This window comes from Nocardia rhamnosiphila NBRC 108938 (genome assembly GCF_000720425.1).
Lineage (GTDB): Bacteria > Actinomycetota > Actinomycetes > Mycobacteriales > Mycobacteriaceae > Nocardia > Nocardia rhamnosiphila.
Map to the genome: position 1 here is coordinate 542,251 of NZ_JOAJ01000001.1, position 17,988 is coordinate 560,238.

The window sequence follows — 17,988 nt, forward strand, 5'->3', positions numbered from 1 at the left end:
CGACGCCGGTCGCGGCTCAGCGGACGATATCGAAGAGCAGGCCCTCGAGCGTGACGCCGGGCGCGAAGGAGAACGCCACGCCGGTCGAGATGGCCCCGGTGGCCGTGGTGTCCCGGATCATCCGCTCCAGGACGAAGATCAGCGAAACCGACAGCATATTGCCGTAGCGGGCCAGGACGTCCCAGCTCGGCCGGACCCGTTCGGAACCGATCCCCAGCGAGCGCACCGATTCCGAGATGATCTTGGGTCCGCCGGGATGGACGGCCCACAGGTCGATATCGTCCTTGCCCAGACCGTTGCGTTCGAGCATCCGGGTGACCACCGGGTCCACCCCGCGCAGGATGTACTGCGGGAGGTGCTCCGACAGTTCGCAGGTGATGCCGTTGTGGTCGATACCGAGCACGATCCCGTCGGCGGCATCGTCGAACAGATGACTGAACCCGTCGCGTATCACGACCTTTCCCGGCGCCAGCGGTCGATGCGCCTGGCCCGCCCCCACCACGACCGCGCCGCAGCCGTCACCGAACAGGCTGTGGGTGATGACATCGTTGACATCGTCGGCGAACACCGCGTTGATCGAGCTCAGCTCGAGGCAGATCACCATCGCTTTCTTGTCCGGGTGGGCGCGCGCATAGTCGACCGCGGTGCGGATGCCGTTCATGGCGGCGGCGCACCCCATGAAATTGACCACGACCCGGCTCACCGCGGGGGAGAGTCCGAGGGCGCGCACCACCGCGATATCCACCCCGGGCGCGATGAGTCCGGTGCTGGTCACGAAGACCAGGAGCCCGATCTCCGCGGCGGGGTCTTCGACCCGGGCCAGCGCCCGGCCGGCCACGTCCACCGCCAGCGGCACCGCGTGTTCGTAGAACAGGTTCATCCGCCGGCGGATGGTGCCGGGTTCCCGGCCGAAGCCCAGGAATGCCGGCGAGAGCGGATCGACGGCCAGCTGCCGGGTGTCGATCATGGTCTTCTCGTATATCCGGGCGATGCGGGCCCGCTGGGCGGGATCGCCGAACAGGGCGGTGACCCGTTCGGCGGCCTCGGACTGGGCGACCGTGGGCGTGGGCGCACCGGTGGCCACGGCTTCGATCACCCCGACGGTGGTCGGCGGCGCGGGCGGTAACGGGCTGTGCTCGAGCGAGGCGGCCGCCCCGCGTCCGGTAGCCGAAGCACCCCCGGATTCGATGGTCAGGGACACGTTTCTTCCTTTCGAGAACGGATACCGGCGCCGCCGCCCCCGGATGATCGATCGGGGCGGCACCGGCTCGAATGCTTCAGACGGTGCCGATTCCGGTGAATCCCTGCACCATGTAGACAGCGCAGGTTTTCCATGCGGCCGGCGCGAGGTGTTCGCGTATCGGACCCCAGTCGCGTTCCGCGGCCTCCCGGGAACGGGAGAACAGATAGATCCGGCACAGCGCCGGGAACCGGTCGGTGAGGAAACTCTTCGGCGGCAACCACGCCACCCCGGATTCGGCGGCCTCCTCGCGGACGATGTCCTCGGCGGCGATATTGGCGAAACCGCTGCGCTGGTAGGGCAATACGTGGTGGACGCGATGCGGGGCGAGGCCGGCGGACAGGAAGCAGTCGATATAGCGATTGCCGACCACGGTCAGGTCGTAGGCCTGCTCGAGCTGATGGACCGCCCAGTCCTCGGTATCGGAGCCGGGCAGGTCGTCGGTGTGCACATCGAAATCGTGGCTGGCGACCACGAGAAAGGTGCTGATCCACAGGGTGACCACGAATTGCAGTGCCCAGGCCCAGAAATCGCCGGCCGCGATGAACACGACCAGTTCGGCGACCAGCAGGAAACGTACCCCGAAGGAACCGAGGAAATGCGGGAGGGCGCCGCCCATGGTCCCGTACATCTCCTTCACCCCGACTTTCCGGGTCAGTCGTACGACATCGAGCAACCGGATCGTCATTCCGGTGACCGTGTGTCCGAATTTGTGCACGGTGTGCACCGGGATCCGGTAGAGCCGGGGAATCTGCATCATCATGGTGAAGACGTTCTTCTTGATATCGACTTCGCTCTGGGTGTGCGGATGATGCAGCAGGGCGTGACCGTCCGCGGTGACGAAGGACAGCGCGACATAGTTGAGATCGAACGAATTCGTGAAGACCTTGTTCATACCCTTCTGGGCACGATGGATCGCATAGTGACCGAACCCGGCCAGGGAACTGCGCAGCACCACCATGGCGAGCACGAACAGCGGCAGCGGTATCCAGGCCGGGACGGTCAGCCGCAATCCCTGTACAGCGAAGTAGGCGATGACCAGCAGGACGGCCACGATATCGAAAAGCCGGTCCATGCGCGCTATCCGGGCGGCGACGGCCGGTTCCTTCAATTTGGCCTTGATGCGATGCAGGAGATCGCCCGGATCGGAGAAATCGTATTTGGGCGTATCACGCCAGCTGTCGAAGCCCTCGATGAACAGGAAATCGGGTGCGTTGTTCTTCGGGTGGATATCCTCGGGTACCGCACGTCGGTCCAGTGAATATCGCTGCAGCATCCGCTCGATCCGCTCCGGCTCACGATGGTAGGAGCCGATGATCGAGGTGATATCGCGGTTCTTGGTGCGACCGATGAAGAATTCCCCGCCCGGATGCCTGGAAATCCAGTCGCTCAGGTCATAGGCTCTGCCGTTGTACACCCAGACATTCGAGATCGGGGGTCTACCGGGCGGGCCCGGTGGCCGGCGGAACTCTTCATCCGGTTCACCGAACCGATCACCGAGATCCGCGTGGTCGCTCGTCGTCATGTCAATCCTTCGTATCCGATCGTCGGTGAGCTCGGCCGATCAGGGTTTGTGTCCTGCGTCGTGGTTCCGGCAGGTGACGCGTGACGCGGACGAGCCGGAAGGAGGAGGGCCGGTGCGCGGATCGTTTCGCAGCGTCGACCGAATGCTCGCTGCCCGAATGTTTTCCGCACGGGCTTGGCCTTCGCTGAACGATCGCTTAAATCCGCACGGCGCCGGCCGCGCAGTCAGGGGTGCCGGACTCCTGAGTGGTTTATCCGGATGTCTATCGCTCGCTGTGATCGTCAGCGCGACGGGCGAGGGGACGAAATAGACTGTGCGACAGTAATTTTCGTGCACGCAGGACCGGGTTCCGAAATGGCAGCCGGTGCTGTCCGCGTCGGGCGGACAGCACCGGAGATCGTCCCCGGCCCCGGCGGCGCCATCGCCGCCGGGGCCGGGGTGTACGGCTCAGCCTTTGGGTTTGACGACCTCGACCGGCTCCGCCCACTTCGACAGGGTCACCTCGATGGTGCCGGGCGCCTTGTCGACCACCGCGCGCACCAGGTTCGGGCCGTCACCGGGCGAGGCGGCCTCGGAGGGTTTGACGGCCTGGCCGGTCTCCGGCGGCGCGACATCGGCGATCCAGAGGGTGATCGGGTACGCGCCGCCGCCTTCGCCGGAGCGGGGGACGATGGGATCGATCACCGAGGCATCGATGGTGCCGGTGACCTTCACGACATTGGTGCCGTCGATTGTCTCCCGGCCTTCGGTCTCCGGGTTCTGCACCTCGGCGATCACATGTGCCAGGCCCTTGTCCTTGTCCAGGATCACACCCGGGTCGTAGATCTTCTCCGCCGGTCCGACCGGCGCGTAGGCGGCCTCACCGGCCGCGGTGTACAGGGTCTTGTCGACGACGATGAACTCGGCGTCGATGAACGGCTCCTCCGGCGCGGTACGCACCCGCGCGGTCCCCATGGCCTGACCCGCACCCTGCGGCTGATTCGTGACGTCCGCGGACACCGTCTCCACCGGCAGGTCCGGCAGGTTCTCGACATCCAGCTCCAGATGCACCGACTGCAGTGTCTGGGTGGTCCGGGAGGATTCCTGCAGAATCTGCGCGCCGTCGGGAAGCGGCGCGGAAGCCGGCGGCGCGGGGGTATCGGTGCTGTCCTCGGCGGACGTGCAGCCGGTCGCCAGCGCGGCGGCCAGTGATACCGCGGCGACGACCGGTGTCAGCCGGAAGAGCAGCGGTCTGCGCCGGGAGCGCCCGCGAATTGCATGGTCGGTCATGGTTACCACCCCGTAAGAGATCCGAACGGCGCCGAACGTTTCGGCGCCGGTTGGTCGGCAGCGACGCTGCCTCGCACAGAGTATCCGCGTGCTCGCCGATCCGCACCGAAAATGTGTACCGATCACGATGTCCGGCGGCGGGTTTCGGCCCGGCGCGTGGCGTGGCTCAGCGACCGCCCGCGGCCGGCCGCGGAGTGGCCCGGAGTTCGAGGGCGACCAGCAGGTCCACCAGATCGGTGACACTGCGGATGTTGCGGCCGGTGAGTTGCTGGATGCGCCGCAGCCGGTATTTGGCGGTGTTGTGGTGGATGCGCAGGGCCTCGGCCGCCTCGCGCAGGTTCATATCGGCGTCGGCGAACGCGCGGATGGTGTCCGCCAGGACCGCACCCTTGGCCTGATCATCGGTGAGCGTCCGCGTGATTCGCGGATCGACCAGGTTGCGTGCGGTCTCGTCGGAGCGCAGTACCAGGTACCGGAACGGGCTCAACTCCGGCAGTGCCATCACTCCGCCGCCGTCCGGGAGCAGGTCGAGCGCGGCGCGGGCCTCCTGCCGGGCGCGGGGCAGGTACTCGACCCCGGCGCTGACGGTGCTGACGCCGACGGCGGTCGTGATCCCCTCACCGGCAAGGGTTTCGTGGGTGCGTTTCAGCCGTGCGCACAGCTCCTCGGCGGTCCCGGTGCGGCCGAGGGCGGCGACGGCGACGACCTCGGGGTCGCGGGTGCCGGCGTCGCGGACCACCGCCAGCGTGCGGTGGCCGTTGACCGCGGTGCGGGCGAGTGCGGTGGAGACGCGATGCGCGGCCTCGGTGCCGGTGGTGTCGGCGCGGTGTTCCCGGACACCGCACACCGCCGCGGTGACGACGACGAGGCGGTCGGGGTGGGCCACCCCGATCCCGTGCGCGGCCGCGGTGGCCGGAAGCGGCCCGCGTTCGGGCAAGGTGCCGCCGAGCAGGCAGTCCAGTAGTTCGCGGCTGTCGCGGCCCGCGTCGGCCGAGCGGTGCTGCTGGAACTCCAGATACGCCTGGGTGGCCTGGATGCTCACCAGATCGCAGTACCGGGTGAGCGGCAGGACCATCGACAGGGTCGCCTCCCGGGCGTCCGGCGCGTCGCCGGCGTGGGCGACCAGCGACTTCCAGAACGCCTGCTGGCCGATGCGGAACGCGGCGATGTAGTCGGTCAGCGGCAGTCCGGAGCGGGCCCGGCGCACTGCCGCGCGCCGGGTGCCGGCGAGATCGGCGGCGGTGACGTGGCGGGTGGCCAGCAGCGCGCCCAGTCCGGTACGGCACAGCCGGGCGACCTGCTCGTGCACATCGGCGTGGAATTCGGCGTCGCGACCGGTGTATCCGGGGAGTTGCGCGAGTATCGCGGAGAGGCCCAGGTCGGCGATTTCGTCGGCGCGTTCGTAGATATCGCCGGCGATCCGGGTGCGCTCGACGCGCACCCGCTCGGGAAGTGGGCTGTCGACCGTCTGTGATCCAGCTGACATAGAGGGATGGTCCACGGCCGCGCGGCGAAAGTCAACACGAGCCGGTATTTGTATCAAATTATGCCCAGGTCGTTTGTTCGCGGTGGACAATTCCCTCGGGGATAATTGGGACGCAGAGGCTGATGTGTTTCATTCTGGCCGCTCTTACGCTGGCCTGACCCATAGCCGGTCCGGCGGACTGTGCTCTGTCACACAGGATTTCGCTCACGCTCACATCATCCGGAGGAACTGTGCTCGACATATCCGGCCTCACCGTCCGATTCGGCGGCATCACAGCCCTCGACGATGTCGGATTCGCCGTGGACACCGGGGCGATGCTGGGCCTCATCGGCCCCAACGGCGCCGGGAAGACCACCCTGTTCAACTGCCTGACCAGGCGTTGCGCCCCCACCTCCGGAACCCTGAGCTATCGGGGCACCGATCTGCTGACCGTGCGCCCCGACCTCCTGGCCGGGCTCGGCATCGCCCGCACCTTCCAGAACCTGGGGCTGTTCACCCATATGTCTGTGCGGGACAACGTGCTCGTCGGGGCGCACCACCGTGCCCGCGCGGGTTTCCTCGGCGCCGGACTCTTCTTCCCGGCTGTCCGATCCGAGGAGCGCCGGCTACGTGCCCAGGTGGACGGTCTGCTCGAACGCCTCGAGTTGCGCGAGGTCGCCGACCATCCCGCGGCCGGACTGCCTTTCGGCACGCTCAAGCGCATCGAACTGGCCCGGGCGCTGGCCGCCGGACCCCGCCTGCTGCTGCTCGACGAACCCGTCAACGGGCTGAGCCACGGGGAGGTCGGCGCGTTCGCCGAGCTGCTCGCGGGCCTGCGCGTCGATTTCGATCTCACCGTGCTCGTGGTCGAACACCATATGGGATTCGTGATGGGGCTCTGTGATCGCGTCGTCTGCCTGGACTTCGGCCGGGTCATCGCCGACGGCGCGCCGGTGGCGGTGCAGCGCGACCCGGCTGTCGTCGAAGCCTACCTGGGGACAGCCGCATGAACGCCGAACCCCTGCTCACGGTCACCGATCTCACCGCGGGGTACGGCGCGGCCCGGGTACTGCACGGAATCGGGCTGTCGGTCGCCGAGGGGGAGGTGTGTGCCGTACTCGGGCCCAACGGCGCCGGGAAGACCACCCTGCTCCGCGCGCTCAGCGGAATGATCGCGGTCCGCGGATCGGTGTCCCTGGCGGGTACCGAGGTCGCGGGCCGGGCGCCGGAGAGACTGGCGCGGATGGGGGTGGCGCACGTCCCGGAAGGGCGCGGCACCTTCGCCCCGCTGACCGTGGCGGAGAACCTGCGCCTGGGCAGCTATGCCCGGCGCGACCGCGCCGGTGTCGAAGCCGATCTGCGCCGGGTTCTCGACTACTTCCCGGTCCTGCGCGAGAGGTTGCGCGACACCGCGGGTCAGCTGTCCGGCGGCCAACAGCAGATGCTGGCCCTCGCCCGCGCCCTCCTGTCCAGACCCCGTCTACTGCTCCTGGACGAACCCTCGCTCGGACTCGCGCCGCGGGTGACCCAGGAGCTCTTCCGCATCGTGGGCGATATCAACGCGGCGGAACGCACCACCGTGATCGTGGTCGAGCAGAACGCCGCGCTGGCCCTGCGTACCGCGCACCGGGCCTATGTACTGGAGAGCGGGCGGATCGTGCTGGCCGGCAGCGCCGCCGAGATCGCGGCGAACGACCAGGTCGCACAGTCCTATCTGGGATATCGGGTGGGACCGTGACCGGATTCGCGCAACAGATCGTCGAAGGCCTCAGCGCCGGGGCCCTCTACGCCGGAATGGCGCTGGCGCTCGTCCTCATCTACCGGTTCACCGGCATCGTCAACTTCGCGCAGGGCGAACTGGCCATGTTCTCGGCATTCCTGGCCTGGCAACTGGTCGAGAGCGGGATGCCGTTCTGGGCGGCGCTGCCGGTGACCGTCGCCGTATCCTTCGCCGGCGGCATGCTCATCGAGCGGCTCGTGATCCGGCCGGTCGGGGGAGCCCCGGAACTCACCCTGGTGATCGTCACCATCGGACTGTTCTTCTTCGTGAACGCGGCCGCGGGCTGGATCTGGTCGTATCAGCTGAAATCCTTTCCCAACCCGTTCCCGGAGGGGTCGCTGCGGATGGGCGGCGTCACCGCCGGCTACGGCAGCCTCGGTGTTCTCGTCGTCGTGGCGATGGTGATGACACTGCTGTACGTGCTGTTCCGGTACACCCGGATCGGCCTGGCGATGCGGGCGGTGGCCGCGAACCCGCAATCGGCGCGGCTGGTGGGTATCGGGGTCGGCACCGTACTGGCGCTCGGCTGGGGCCTGGCCGCCGCCGTCGGCGCGGTCTCGGGCGTGCTCTCGGCGCCACTGCTGTTCCTGGAACCCAACATGATGGGCGGGGTCCTCATCTATGCCTTCGCGGCGGCCACCCTCGGTGGATTCGACAGTCCCGGCGGGGCGGTGGCCGGCGGACTGATCGTCGGTGTCGCGGAAACCCTGGCCGGCGCCTACCTCGACGTGATCGGCACCGAACTCAAGATCGGTGTTCCGCTGGTCATCATCCTCGGCGTGCTGCTGCTGCGGCCGCAGGGACTGTTCGGCACCGCGGCGGTGGAAAGGGTATGAGCGATATGGGATCTCGTCACTCCACCGTGGAAGCGGATCGGGCGGCTCCGGATCGAGCGGCGCCGCGCGTCCGGGGGAGGCGGATCGGCGCGTCCGGGCCCGCCGCGGCGGTGCTGCTGGCGGCCGCCTGCTGGGCGCCGTTCGAACTGGCGCCGTTCCATACCTTCCAGCTGTCGATGGCCATGGTCTACGCGGTCGCGCTGCTCGGGCTGAACCTGCTGGTGGGGCATACCGGACAGATATCACTGGGCCACGGCGCGTTCTTCGCGGTCGGCGCCTACACCGCGGCGGTGCTGATGGACCGCTGGGACCTTCCGTACGGGGTGACCCTGCCGGCCGCGGCGGCAGTGGCCTTCGTCCTCGGCCTCGCGCTCGGTATTCCGGCGCTGCGATTGCGCGGTTTGTACCTCGCCCTCGTCACGCTGGCGATCGCGATCTTCCTGGTTCCGCTGCTCAAACGGTTCGAATCGGTGACCGGCGGGTCCATGGGCCTGACCCTGGACACACCGCGGCCGCCGGCCCGGCTCGGCCTGGCCGGGGACCAGTGGCTGTACTTCCTGGCGCTCGCGGTCACCGTGGTGAGCTACCTGCTGGTCGCCGGTCTGCTGCGCTCCCGGGTGGGCCGGGCGTTGCACGCGGTGCGGGACAACGAGATCGCCGCCGAGGTGATGGGGGTGCGCCCGGCGTTCTACAAGACCCTGGCCTTCGCCTGGGGCGCGATGTTCGCCGGGGTCGCCGGCTGTGTCCACATCTGGGTGATCGGCTACGTCTCACCGGATTCGTTCACCCTCACCCTCTCCATCACGCTGCTCGCGGGGCTGGTCGTCGGCGGTCTCGGCGGGCACTGGGGGCCCCTGCTGGGCGGCGTGTTCGTCATGTACGTCCCGAATATCGCCCAGGACGTCAATCAGGCCGCGCCGGGGGTGGTCTTCGGACTCCTGATCATCGCGGTCATGTACCTCGCGCCGAATGGAGCGGCCGGACTCGTCGGCCGGGCGGCGCACTGGCTCGGACACCGAGCGGGGAAAGGAAGAACCGATGCGCACTAGAGGGATACAGGCGGCGGCCGTCGCGGCCGCGATACTGTTCGCGGTCGCCGGCTGCGGTGACCGCGAGGAGGCCGGTGGCCCGGTGGCCTCCGGCGACTGCCGCGGGCAGCAGACCACAGGGCTCACCGATACCGGTATGAAGCTGGGCGGTGTGTTCCCGCTGTCCGGTCCGGCGTCGGCCTACGCCGAACTTCCCAAGGGGATGCAGGCCTACTTCGACTATGTCAATGCCGAACAGGGCGGGATCGACGGGCGCCGGGTCGAGTATCTGCTGCGCGACGACGGCTACCAGCCGCCCAAGACCGTGGAGGAGACCCGGCGCCTGGTCGAGCAGGATCAGGTGTTCGCGGTTCTGTCCACCCTCGGCACACCCACTTCGGCGGCGGTCTGGGATTACCTGAACCAGCGCGAGGTCCCGCAGATCTTCGTGGCGGGCGGTGCCACGCAATGGGGTGTGGGCGACGCGCATCCGTGGACCATCGGCTGGCAGCCCAGCTACCGCGCGGAAGGGCAGGTGTTCGCCCGGTATGTGCGGGAGCAGAAACCGGACGCGACCGTCGCCGTGCTTTACCAGAACGATGATTTCGGGAAGGACCTGCTGGCCAGCTTCACCGAGGCCACCGCGGGCAGCGGGGTCCGGGTGATCGCCGAACAGAGCTACGAGGTCACCGACCCGACGGTCGATCCGCAGCTGCGCAATCTCGCCGGGTCGAAAGCCGATGTGCTGCTGAACTTCGCGACCCCCAAGTTCGCCGCCCAGACGCTGGCGGCCGACGCGCGCAATCCCGAGTGGAATCCGCTGCACATCCTCACCCAGGTCTCGAGCACCATGAGCGTGCTCGCCCCGGTCGGTTTTCCGAATGTGCAGAATGTCGTCACCTCGGTGTTCGTCAAGGACCCGGCCGATCCGCAGTGGGCCGGCGATCCCGGGATGAAGCTGTACCGGGACAAGGTGGCCCGGTACCAGCCCGGCGCCGACCCCGCCGACGGTTACACCCTCGTGGGCTGGGCCATGGCCCAGAGTTTCCACAAGACCTTCGACGCCGCGTCCTGCAAGACCCGCGAGGGCCTGCGCGACGCCATGCGCTCACTCGACGACGTCGCGATCGATCTGCTGCTGCCCGGTATCACCCTGCGCACCGGCGACGGCGACGGATTCCCCATGGAGGCCATGCGGATCCAGCGGTTCGAAGGGGACCGCTGGATGCTCGCCGGCGATCTCGTCGACACCGCGGGCCGGTGAACCCCCGCCCACCGATACGTCCGCGGCGCGATCCGGCGCCGGCGGCCCGCCTCGATCAAGTGATGAGGACACACACCATGAAAATCAGAACCAGCGTAGCGACCGCCGCGATAGCGGTCGCCTCCCTCGGCGCGGCGGCCGCCCCGGCCTACGCCCAGCCCGCGCCCGTACCGCGGGAACTCACCTACGAGATCACCCAGGAGGGCGCCTCCGCGGTGGTGGACACGAACGGGAAATGGCAGCTGGCGGGTGACCAGCTGATTCTGAAGGCCGTCGACGACACCCCGCTGACCACGGTTCCGCTGACCTATCGCAAGGACGATATCGCCTACCCGATCGCGGCCCGGATCGACGGCGGCACCGCGGTGCTCACCCCGCGGCGCGACGGCGGCGTCCCGGTGGCGCCGGTGCGGGCGCCGGTGATCACCCCCGAGCAGGCGGGTAAGGAGATCGCCGAGCAGTTCACCCCGCGGGACCTGCAAGCGCTCGGTGTGTTCACCCAGCGCGCGACCATGAGCGCGGCCATCGCCGGCGCGATCGGCGCGGTGCTCGGCGGCAGTCTCGGCTGTGTCCTGGGCGCCGCGACCGGCGCGCTGGTGTCCAGCCCGATCGCCCTGCTGCTGGTGCCGTTCGTCGGGGCCACCATCGGCGGCTGCGTGGCGGGCGCGGCGACACTCGGCGCCGCGGGCGGCATCATCGGCGCCTTCCTCATCGGCGGTCCGGTCGCCGTATTCGCTGCCTTCCAGTACTTCTCGACCATTCTGTCGCCGTGCCCGCCGGAGCATCCGGCCTGCCGGCCCAGTACGCCGTAGACCGGTCGCCGCCGGAACGCCCGGCCGGCCCGTTCCGGAAAATGGAACGGGCCGGCCGTCGCGGCGTACCTCACCGCCATCCCGTCGCGTACTGCAATACCAGCGCGGACGCCGCGAGCGTCACCGCGAGGACGGCGCCGAACAGCAGCGGTCGCGGCCCGGCCGCGCGCAGCCGCCGCCAGGTGAGCGAGGTACCGATCGCGGCGAGGACCGCGGCGACGAGCCAGGAACTGAGGCCGGTGAGCCGGTCGGTCCAGCCGGCCGGCAGCACGCCGAGCCCGGCGACGATCGATGCCGCGACGAACAGCACGACGAACAGTGGAACGCTGCGCCACAGCGGAGCGCGCGGTGCCGACGGTGCGGCGCGACGGGCGGACAGGTGCAGGCCGAGACACAGCGGGACGATCATCAGGCTGCGCACCAGTTTCACGATCACCGCGAAACTCGCCGCCGCCGGGCCGAAGGCGATACCGGCGGCCAATACCGAGGAGGTGTCGTTGACCGCGGTACCCGCCCACAGTCCGAACGCCCGCTCCGACATACCCAGCAGTCGGCCGAGCGGCGGATAGACCAGCACCGCGGCGATATTGAAGACGAAAATGGTGCCGAGCGCGTAGGCCACCCGTTCGCGGTCCGGTTTCAGGACCGCGGTGGCGGCCGCGATCGCCGACGCGCCGCAGATGGCGGACCCCGCCGCGATCAGTACTGTCGATTCACGGTGCAGCGCCAGCAGCCGTCCCACCACGACCGCGGTCACGGCCGCCACGCCCAGTGTGCCCAGCAGCACCACGGCGGTTTCCCGGCCGACGGTGAGCACCGCGTCCAGGGGCAGGCCGAGTCCCATCAGCACGATCGCGACGCCCAGCAGATGCTGCCGTGCCCAGTCCAGCCCGGGGCCGAACCGGTCCGACCGTGCGACCCGACCGCCCAGGATCGTCCCGCAGGCCAAGGCCAGCACCGGAGCTCCCGCGAGCGGGACGGCAACGGCCAGTGCGGTGGCCACGGTTGCCAGCGCGGCCGCCAGCATCAGGCCCGGAAACCTGCGATACACCTCGTTCACCCCTGTGACCTTGCTGAATGTCGGCGCGGGCCGGTAGCCGCCGATTCCGGAGGACCTCATAAGAAAACCTGATGACCGGCGTTCCATAATCGATGCGTGACCCTGCCGCCCACCACCCCCGACCTCGCGGTGCTCGACCTGCTGGTCTCCGTGGCGGATACCGGCAGCCTCGGCGCCGCGGCCCGGCGACACGGGATGACCCAGCCCGCCGCGAGTATGCGGATCAGTGCCCTCGAGCGGCGGTTGCGATTACGGTTGCTCGACCGGGGACCCACCGGTTCCACGCTCACCGAACCCGGTCGCGCCGTGGTCGATCAGGCGCGCACGGTGCTCGCCGCGGCCCGGACGTTCAACGAGACCGTCGCCGCCCTGCATTCCGCCGATACTCCCCGGCTGCGCATCGCGGCCTCCAAAACCATTGCCGACCACCGGATGCCGCAGTGGCTCGCCGATCTGCGCGGGGTCCGGCCGGATATCGCGGTCTCGTTGGAGGTCGACAACACGGCCCAGGTGGAAGCCATGGTGCGTGCGGGTGCGGCCGATATCGGTTTCGTCGAGGGCCCGCATCCGCCGCCCGGTCTCGGCGGCCGGGTGCTCGGCGCGGACGAACTACTGGTGGTGGTGGGACCCACGCATCCGTGGGCCGCCCGTACCCATCCGGTGAGCCTGCGCGAGCTGGCGACGACCCCACTGCTGTGGCGCGAATCGGGGTCCGGGACCCGGGAAACGGTCCAGGAGATCCTGAGCTCCTACGGTCCGCCGGCGCCGCCCGCCGCCGAACTCGGCTCGGCGGTCGCCATCGTCGCCGCCGCCCGGAGCGGGATGGCGCCGGCGGTGCTCAGCACTCTTGTCGCCGCCCCGGAACTGGCCGCCGGTGCGCTGCATCAGGTCGCGTTGGCCGACTCGGTAGTACTGACCAGGCAGTTTCGTGCCATCTGGCGGCGCGGCAACCCGCCGGCGGATGCGGCGGAGAGCCTCGTGCGGTGCGCGACCGCACGGTGAACCGTCCGTATCCGGGACACAGATGGCATGCTGTCCCGTATGGCCGCTATTCGCCTCGATATCTCCGACTCCGTCGCCACCATCACGCTCGACCGCCCGGACAAACTCAACGCCTTCACCACCGCGATGGGTTACGAGCTGATCGAGGCGTTCGACACCTGCGACCGTGACGACGCGGTACGTGCCGTGGTGCTCACCGGCGCCGGACGCGCCTTCTGTGCCGGCGCAGACCTGTCGGCCGGCGCGGAGACCTTCGTCGCCCCCGAGGAGGCGGCGACCGAGGACTTCCGCGACGGTGGCGGGGAACTGGTGCTGCGGATGTTCGAATCGCGTAAACCCATTATCGCCGCGATCAACGGGCCCGCCGTCGGGGTGGGCATCACCATGACGCTGGCCGCCGATTTCCGGCTGGCTGCCGACAACGCTCGGATCGGTTTCGTGTTCAATCGGCGCGGTATCGTCCCGGAGTCCTGTTCCAGCTGGTTCCTGCCGCGCCTGGTCTCCATGCAGAAGGCGCTGGACTGGGTGTACTCGGGCCGGCTCATCGATGCGGCCGAGGCGCACGAGGCCGGACTGTTCTACGGGCTGTATCCGGCGGAGAGTCTGCTGGAACAGGCCTATGCGCTGGCACGCCGGATCACCGAGCATTCCGCTCCGGTCTCGGTGGCGCTGTCGCGGCAGATGTTGTGGCGCGGGCTGGGTGCCGATCATCCGATGATCGCGCATCGGGTCGAATCGCGCGGTATCCACAGCCGGGGTGCCAGCGCCGACGCGAAGGAAGGCGTGTCGTCGTTCCTGGAGAAGCGGCCCGCGCGGTATCCCGACAGTGTGGCGCGCGATCTGCCGGATATCTTCGGTGACGATCTGCCGGTACCGCCGTTCCGGCGCTGATCCGGAATCCCTGCTGGGAGTGTACTTTCGGTGACAGATACCTGGGCAAAGGTGAGTTCGCAAAAGTGCGCGCGGGGTTCGGCGCGGGTCTAGGATCTGTGGCACAACGAGTTTCGGAGGTGCTGCATGCCGGACGAAGTCCTGGCGCCCAACATCGAGCTTTTCTCCCGCAACGGTTTCGCCGGTCCGAACACGACCATCGTGCGCGCCCAGTACCGGCCCCGTTTCCTGCACGCCCGCGGCGAATACGTGCCGCGGCGCTTCCACACCTGGGATCTACCCGCCGGTGTGTTCGCCGAGCCGAAGGCCCTACCGGTCCCGATTCTCGAGGGTGACGGCATCGGCTTCGAACTGAACCGGCGCTCGGCCGCGATGTCCTTCGGTTATGTCAATGTCCGGTCCGACGAACTGCACTACATCGTGTCCGGGCGCGGCGAACTCGACACCGAGGTGGGCACGCTCGACGTGCGGGCCGGGGATATCGTCCTGATCCCGCGCGCGGTCACCTATCGGTGGGGCGAGATCGCCGAGGAGATCAACGAGTTCATCGTGGTCACCGCCTCCGAGCTCCACCTCGACCCCGAAGGCGCGCCCGGCACCTTCAATCCCGACCTGCACCTGGACCGGCCCACTCCGCACGGCCGCCCCGGGCTACCGGTCGACGACGAATACGAGGTGGTCGTCCGCACCGGCGACACCTTCACCTCGTATTTCTACGATGTCGATCCCATTCCGTGCCTCGATGTACTCGGCGCCCCGCTCGTCGTCCGTTTCAACCTCGAACATGTGCAGGGTCTCGCCGTCGCCGAGGGCGGTCTCGCCCCGGCGCGGCTCATGAGCAGCACCTCGGGCGACGATTTCGTCTTCGGCACCGGTAGCCGGCGCAGTACCCGCCCGCCGGTTCACCACAACGCCGATTTCGACGAGGTCATCTGCTACGCCATGGGGCCGTCCCCGTGGGGTTCGGTCGATACGCCCGGGACCGTCACCTGGACGCCCAAGGGCCTGCTGCACCAGGGGCCCGAAGAGGATGTGCAACCCGGGTACCGCGCATTCCTCATCGAGACCAGGTCGGACCTGACCATGACCCCGGCCGGCCGCGATATCGCGCATCTGATGGAAACCGATCAGTACGGTGTCCATCCGGCCGAGGGGCAGACGGCCGCGGCCGCCCGCTGAGCACGGTGCTCCGGCCGGTTCGATGAAGGGGCCGGCCGGAACACTAGGTCAGCCGATCGAGCCAGCGCACCAGGGTCTCGGTTCCGTCCCGGAATCCGGCGGACCGGGGCCGGTTGAGGAAGCCGTGCCGGGTGCCGGGCACGATCACATGGTCGGTCTCGATCCCGGCGTCGGTGAGTTCCTCGGCGAAGGTCGTACTCGACGCGCTCAACGAGTCGTAGGCGGCGTCGAGCAGCAGCACCGGCGGCAGCCCGGTCAATTTCGCTCCGCCCGGGAAGACGTCCGGATCGCGCAGCAGCTCTTCCGAGCCCACATAGTTGAGATTCATCCGCCGGATGACATCCCGGGTGAAAGTGCCGATCCGGCGCCGGCCGCGCAGCCGGGCGCGCACCGGTTCCGGAAGGCGGGGGAGTTCGGCGTGCAGGGTGGCATAGGCCAGGGCCAGCCCGGCCGGTCCCGGCCCGCTCGAGTCGCGTAGCCGCAGCGCGGCGGATGCGGCGAGGCAGGCGCCCGCGAGCACGGTGCGGGGTTCGTCGGTCATCAGGTCCGCGACCGCGGTGAGTACATCGTCGAGCGGCGCCGGATACCGGTTGTCCGACGGCCGGTACTTCGGCGGGCCCCACGCCCGGAACCGGGGGACCAGCGCGTAATCGACGGTGCGTACCCGGCGCCCGGACGCGGCGACCCGCAGGGCCACCGCATGCGATTCCAGCTGGTCGAGCCCGCCCGAGACGAACGCCCCACCGTGGATCCACAGCAGCGGCGGGGCCGCCGGGTCCGGTGCGGCGGGAAGATACTCGCGGATCGGTATCCGGCCCCGGAGTCCGGAAAGGTGCCTGTCACGGATCTGCGTGTCGCCCATCCATAGTCCTCGATCCGGAATCCTGCCCCGCCCGGACGGCGTCCGCGGGGTCCACGTATCGCGTGCACCGCCGGCTCGGCGCCGTACGGTCCCGGCGATGGTATCGCCGGGCCGTCGCGGCCCGGCATCGGCGGTATCGCCGACCGCGGTGCGAGTGGTGGTCGGCGCCTTCCTCTTGTCTCTGCCCGGACGAGACCGATCGCTCCGGAGGGTCGAGCCCGATGGTGAACAGCACGCCGGGTCCGAGGCCGGCGACTGATGAGTGCGAGGGCGGCCACGAAGGCGAGCAGGCCGGCGGCGGGACCAGTCGTCGTGACCACGAGCATCCGACGCCGCACGCGAGATGATCGCCGATTCCCGGTCCCGGGAATCGGCGGCCGCCGCGCGTCTCACCTCGAATTACGCCATTGGTACCGGACATACCGGTCACTCGCGCCGGGTCGCGGGTGCCCCAACTCACAGCGGTGTGCGGAAACCTCGCCGCGGGTCGCCTGTTGCACGAAAGCGTGACTTCCACCGCTACCACCACGGCGAGCACAGCTGTCGCTGCCTCTCCCCGCACCGGCTGGCATGTACCGGCGATGCTTGCCCTCGCGCTCGGCGGCTTCGGTATCGGCACCACCGAATTCGTCACGATGGGGCTGCTCCCCGATATCGCCGGCGCTTTCTCGGTTTCCGAGCCGACCGCCGGGCACGCGGTCTCCGCCTATGCGCTCGGGGTGGTGGTCGGTGCGCCGGTGATCGCGGCCGCCTGCGCGAAGGTGGCGCGGAAGCGGCTGCTGGTGGTCCTCATGGCGGCATTCGCGATCGGCAATCTCGCCTCGGCGCTCGCGCCGAATTTCGCCACCCTGGTCGCCGCCCGGTTCGTCTCCGGGCTCCCGCACGGCGCCTATTTCGGTGTCGCCTCGCTGGCGGCCGCCTCCCTGGCGCCGGCCGGGCAGCGCGCCAAGGCCGTGGCGGCGGTGATGCTCGGGTTGAGCACCGCGAATGTGGTCGGGGTCCCGGCGGCGACCTGGCTGGGGCAGCATCTCGGGTGGCGCAGTGCCTTCGTGGTGGTCGCGGTGCTCGGAGTGGCCACGGTGGTCGCGCTGCTGCGCTTCGTCCCGCCGCTGACGGCGATCGTGACCACCAATCCACTCACCGAACTCGGCGCGCTGCGCCGGCCGCAGGTTCTGCTGACCCTCGGGGTGGGCGCCATCGGCTTCGGCGGCATGTTCGCCGTCTACACCTATGTGAGCACCACCCTCACCGATGTCGCGGGGATGGGAGCGGGCCTGGTGCCGCTGGTGCTCGCGCTCTTCGGCGTCGGCATGGTGCTGGGCAATATAGGTGGCGGGGTGCTCGCCGATCGCGGGGTGGACCGGTCGATCTTCGTGGCCATGGGCGCCATGACGGTCGTGCTGCTCGGTTTCGTCGCCGCGGCGCACAACCCCATCACCGCCGGAATCGGTGCCCTGCTGGTGGGTGCCACGGGCGCCGCGCTGGCGCCGGGACTGCAGACCCGATTGATGGATGTGGCCGCCGACGCGCAGACCCTGGCCGCGGCGCTCAACCACGCGGCCCTGAACATCGCCAACGCCGCCGGCGCCTGGCTGGGCGGTCTGGTGATCGCGGCCGGTTACGGCTATACGGCGCCTGCGCTGGTCGGCGCGGGTCTGGCGGCTCTCGGCGTCGCGCTGTTCACCGTGACCGTGTGGGCAGCTCGCCGCTCCTGACCTCTGCTCGAACACCCATCGAGCCGGCGCGCGGGTACCCGCCGCTCCGGTACCGCTGTC

Annotated in this window: 16 protein-coding genes; 10 read left to right on the forward strand and 6 right to left on the reverse strand. The window is 69.2% G+C overall.

Annotation, left to right across the window (positions count from 1 at the left end; genetic code table 11):
• Positions 1–16: 16 nt before the first annotated feature.
• The 4 genes from IG75_RS0102565 to IG75_RS0102580 form a co-directional block, all read right to left on the reverse strand.
• Positions 17–1,201, reverse strand: coding sequence for a type III polyketide synthase (locus IG75_RS0102565; protein WP_030519496.1), 1,185 nt, complete (start codon positions 1,199–1,201; stop codon positions 17–19).
• Between the two features lie 76 nt (positions 1,202–1,277).
• A complete protein-coding gene (locus tag IG75_RS0102570; RefSeq protein WP_030519497.1) occupies positions 1,278–2,765 on the reverse strand; it encodes a cytochrome b5 domain-containing protein in 1,488 nt (495 codons plus the stop codon).
• Between the two features lie 447 nt (positions 2,766–3,212).
• Positions 3,213–4,034, reverse strand: coding sequence for an LppX_LprAFG lipoprotein (locus tag IG75_RS0102575; RefSeq protein ID WP_051714140.1), 822 nt, complete (start codon positions 4,032–4,034; stop codon positions 3,213–3,215).
• A gap of 166 nt (positions 4,035–4,200) precedes the next feature.
• Positions 4,201–5,520, reverse strand: a complete 1,320-nt coding sequence (locus IG75_RS0102580; RefSeq protein WP_030519499.1) for a PucR family transcriptional regulator — start codon at positions 5,518–5,520, stop codon at positions 4,201–4,203.
• Between the two features lie 230 nt (positions 5,521–5,750).
• On the opposite strand from IG75_RS0102580, the gene IG75_RS0102585 reads away from it, so the two are divergent.
• The 6 genes from IG75_RS0102585 (at position 5,751) to IG75_RS0102610 (ending at position 11,219) form a co-directional block, all read left to right on the forward strand.
• On the forward strand, positions 5,751–6,509 hold the full coding sequence (locus IG75_RS0102585; protein WP_081876592.1) for an ABC transporter ATP-binding protein: 759 nt from the start codon (positions 5,751–5,753) through the stop codon (positions 6,507–6,509).
• On the forward strand, positions 6,506–7,237 hold the full coding sequence (locus IG75_RS0102590) for an ABC transporter ATP-binding protein (RefSeq protein ID WP_030519501.1): 732 nt from the start codon (positions 6,506–6,508) through the stop codon (positions 7,235–7,237). Before IG75_RS0102585 ends, IG75_RS0102590 begins: the two co-directional genes overlap by 4 nt.
• Positions 7,234–8,115 (forward strand): branched-chain amino acid ABC transporter permease, encoded by an 882-nt coding sequence (locus IG75_RS0102595; protein ID WP_030519502.1) that lies wholly within the window; start codon positions 7,234–7,236, stop codon positions 8,113–8,115. Before IG75_RS0102590 ends, IG75_RS0102595 begins: the two co-directional genes overlap by 4 nt.
• The gene (locus tag IG75_RS0102600) at positions 8,112–9,164 is read left to right on the forward strand and encodes a branched-chain amino acid ABC transporter permease (protein ID WP_030519503.1); all 1,053 of its coding nucleotides are present in this window, start codon (positions 8,112–8,114) and stop codon (positions 9,162–9,164) included. The genes IG75_RS0102595 and IG75_RS0102600 overlap by 4 nt, the downstream gene beginning before the upstream one ends.
• The gene (locus IG75_RS0102605) at positions 9,154–10,407 is read left to right on the forward strand and encodes an ABC transporter substrate-binding protein (protein WP_030519504.1); all 1,254 of its coding nucleotides are present in this window, start codon (positions 9,154–9,156) and stop codon (positions 10,405–10,407) included. Before IG75_RS0102600 ends, IG75_RS0102605 begins: the two co-directional genes overlap by 11 nt.
• A 77-nt stretch (positions 10,408–10,484) precedes the next feature.
• Entirely contained in the window at positions 10,485–11,219 is a 735-nt protein-coding gene (locus IG75_RS0102610) for a DUF8020 domain-containing protein (RefSeq protein WP_030519505.1), read from the forward strand.
• Between the two features lie 70 nt (positions 11,220–11,289).
• Here IG75_RS0102610 and IG75_RS0102615 read toward each other — a convergent pair whose 3' ends face one another.
• Positions 11,290–12,339, reverse strand: a complete 1,050-nt coding sequence (locus tag IG75_RS0102615) for a YeiH family protein (RefSeq protein WP_030519506.1) — start codon at positions 12,337–12,339, stop codon at positions 11,290–11,292.
• Positions 12,340–12,375: 36 nt separating this feature from the next.
• Here IG75_RS0102615 and IG75_RS0102620 point away from each other — a divergent pair, with 36 nt between their 5' ends.
• From IG75_RS0102620 to IG75_RS0102630, 3 genes are all read left to right on the forward strand, one after another.
• The gene (locus IG75_RS0102620; RefSeq protein ID WP_030519507.1) at positions 12,376–13,281 is read left to right on the forward strand and encodes a LysR family transcriptional regulator; all 906 of its coding nucleotides are present in this window, start codon (positions 12,376–12,378) and stop codon (positions 13,279–13,281) included.
• A 39-nt stretch (positions 13,282–13,320) separates the two neighbouring features.
• The gene (locus tag IG75_RS0102625; protein ID WP_030519508.1) at positions 13,321–14,172 is read left to right on the forward strand and encodes a crotonase/enoyl-CoA hydratase family protein; all 852 of its coding nucleotides are present in this window, start codon (positions 13,321–13,323) and stop codon (positions 14,170–14,172) included.
• Positions 14,173–14,298: 126 nt separating this feature from the next.
• Positions 14,299–15,351 carry a hypothetical protein gene (locus IG75_RS0102630; RefSeq protein ID WP_051714144.1) on the forward strand — a complete coding sequence of 351 codons (1,053 nt, stop codon included), beginning with the start codon at positions 14,299–14,301 and terminating at the stop codon, positions 15,349–15,351.
• A gap of 43 nt (positions 15,352–15,394) precedes the next feature.
• On the opposite strand, the gene IG75_RS0102635 is transcribed toward IG75_RS0102630, so the two are convergent.
• Positions 15,395–16,213 carry an alpha/beta hydrolase gene (locus tag IG75_RS0102635; RefSeq protein ID WP_030519510.1) on the reverse strand — a complete coding sequence of 273 codons (819 nt, stop codon included), beginning with the start codon at positions 16,211–16,213 and terminating at the stop codon, positions 15,395–15,397.
• A gap of 506 nt (positions 16,214–16,719) precedes the next feature.
• Between IG75_RS0102635 and IG75_RS0102640 the strand changes: the two genes are divergently transcribed.
• Positions 16,720–17,928: an MFS transporter gene (locus IG75_RS0102640; RefSeq protein WP_373863725.1), complete on the forward strand. Its 1,209-nt coding sequence runs from the start codon at positions 16,720–16,722 to the stop codon at positions 17,926–17,928.
• Positions 17,929–17,988 lie beyond the last annotated feature (60 nt).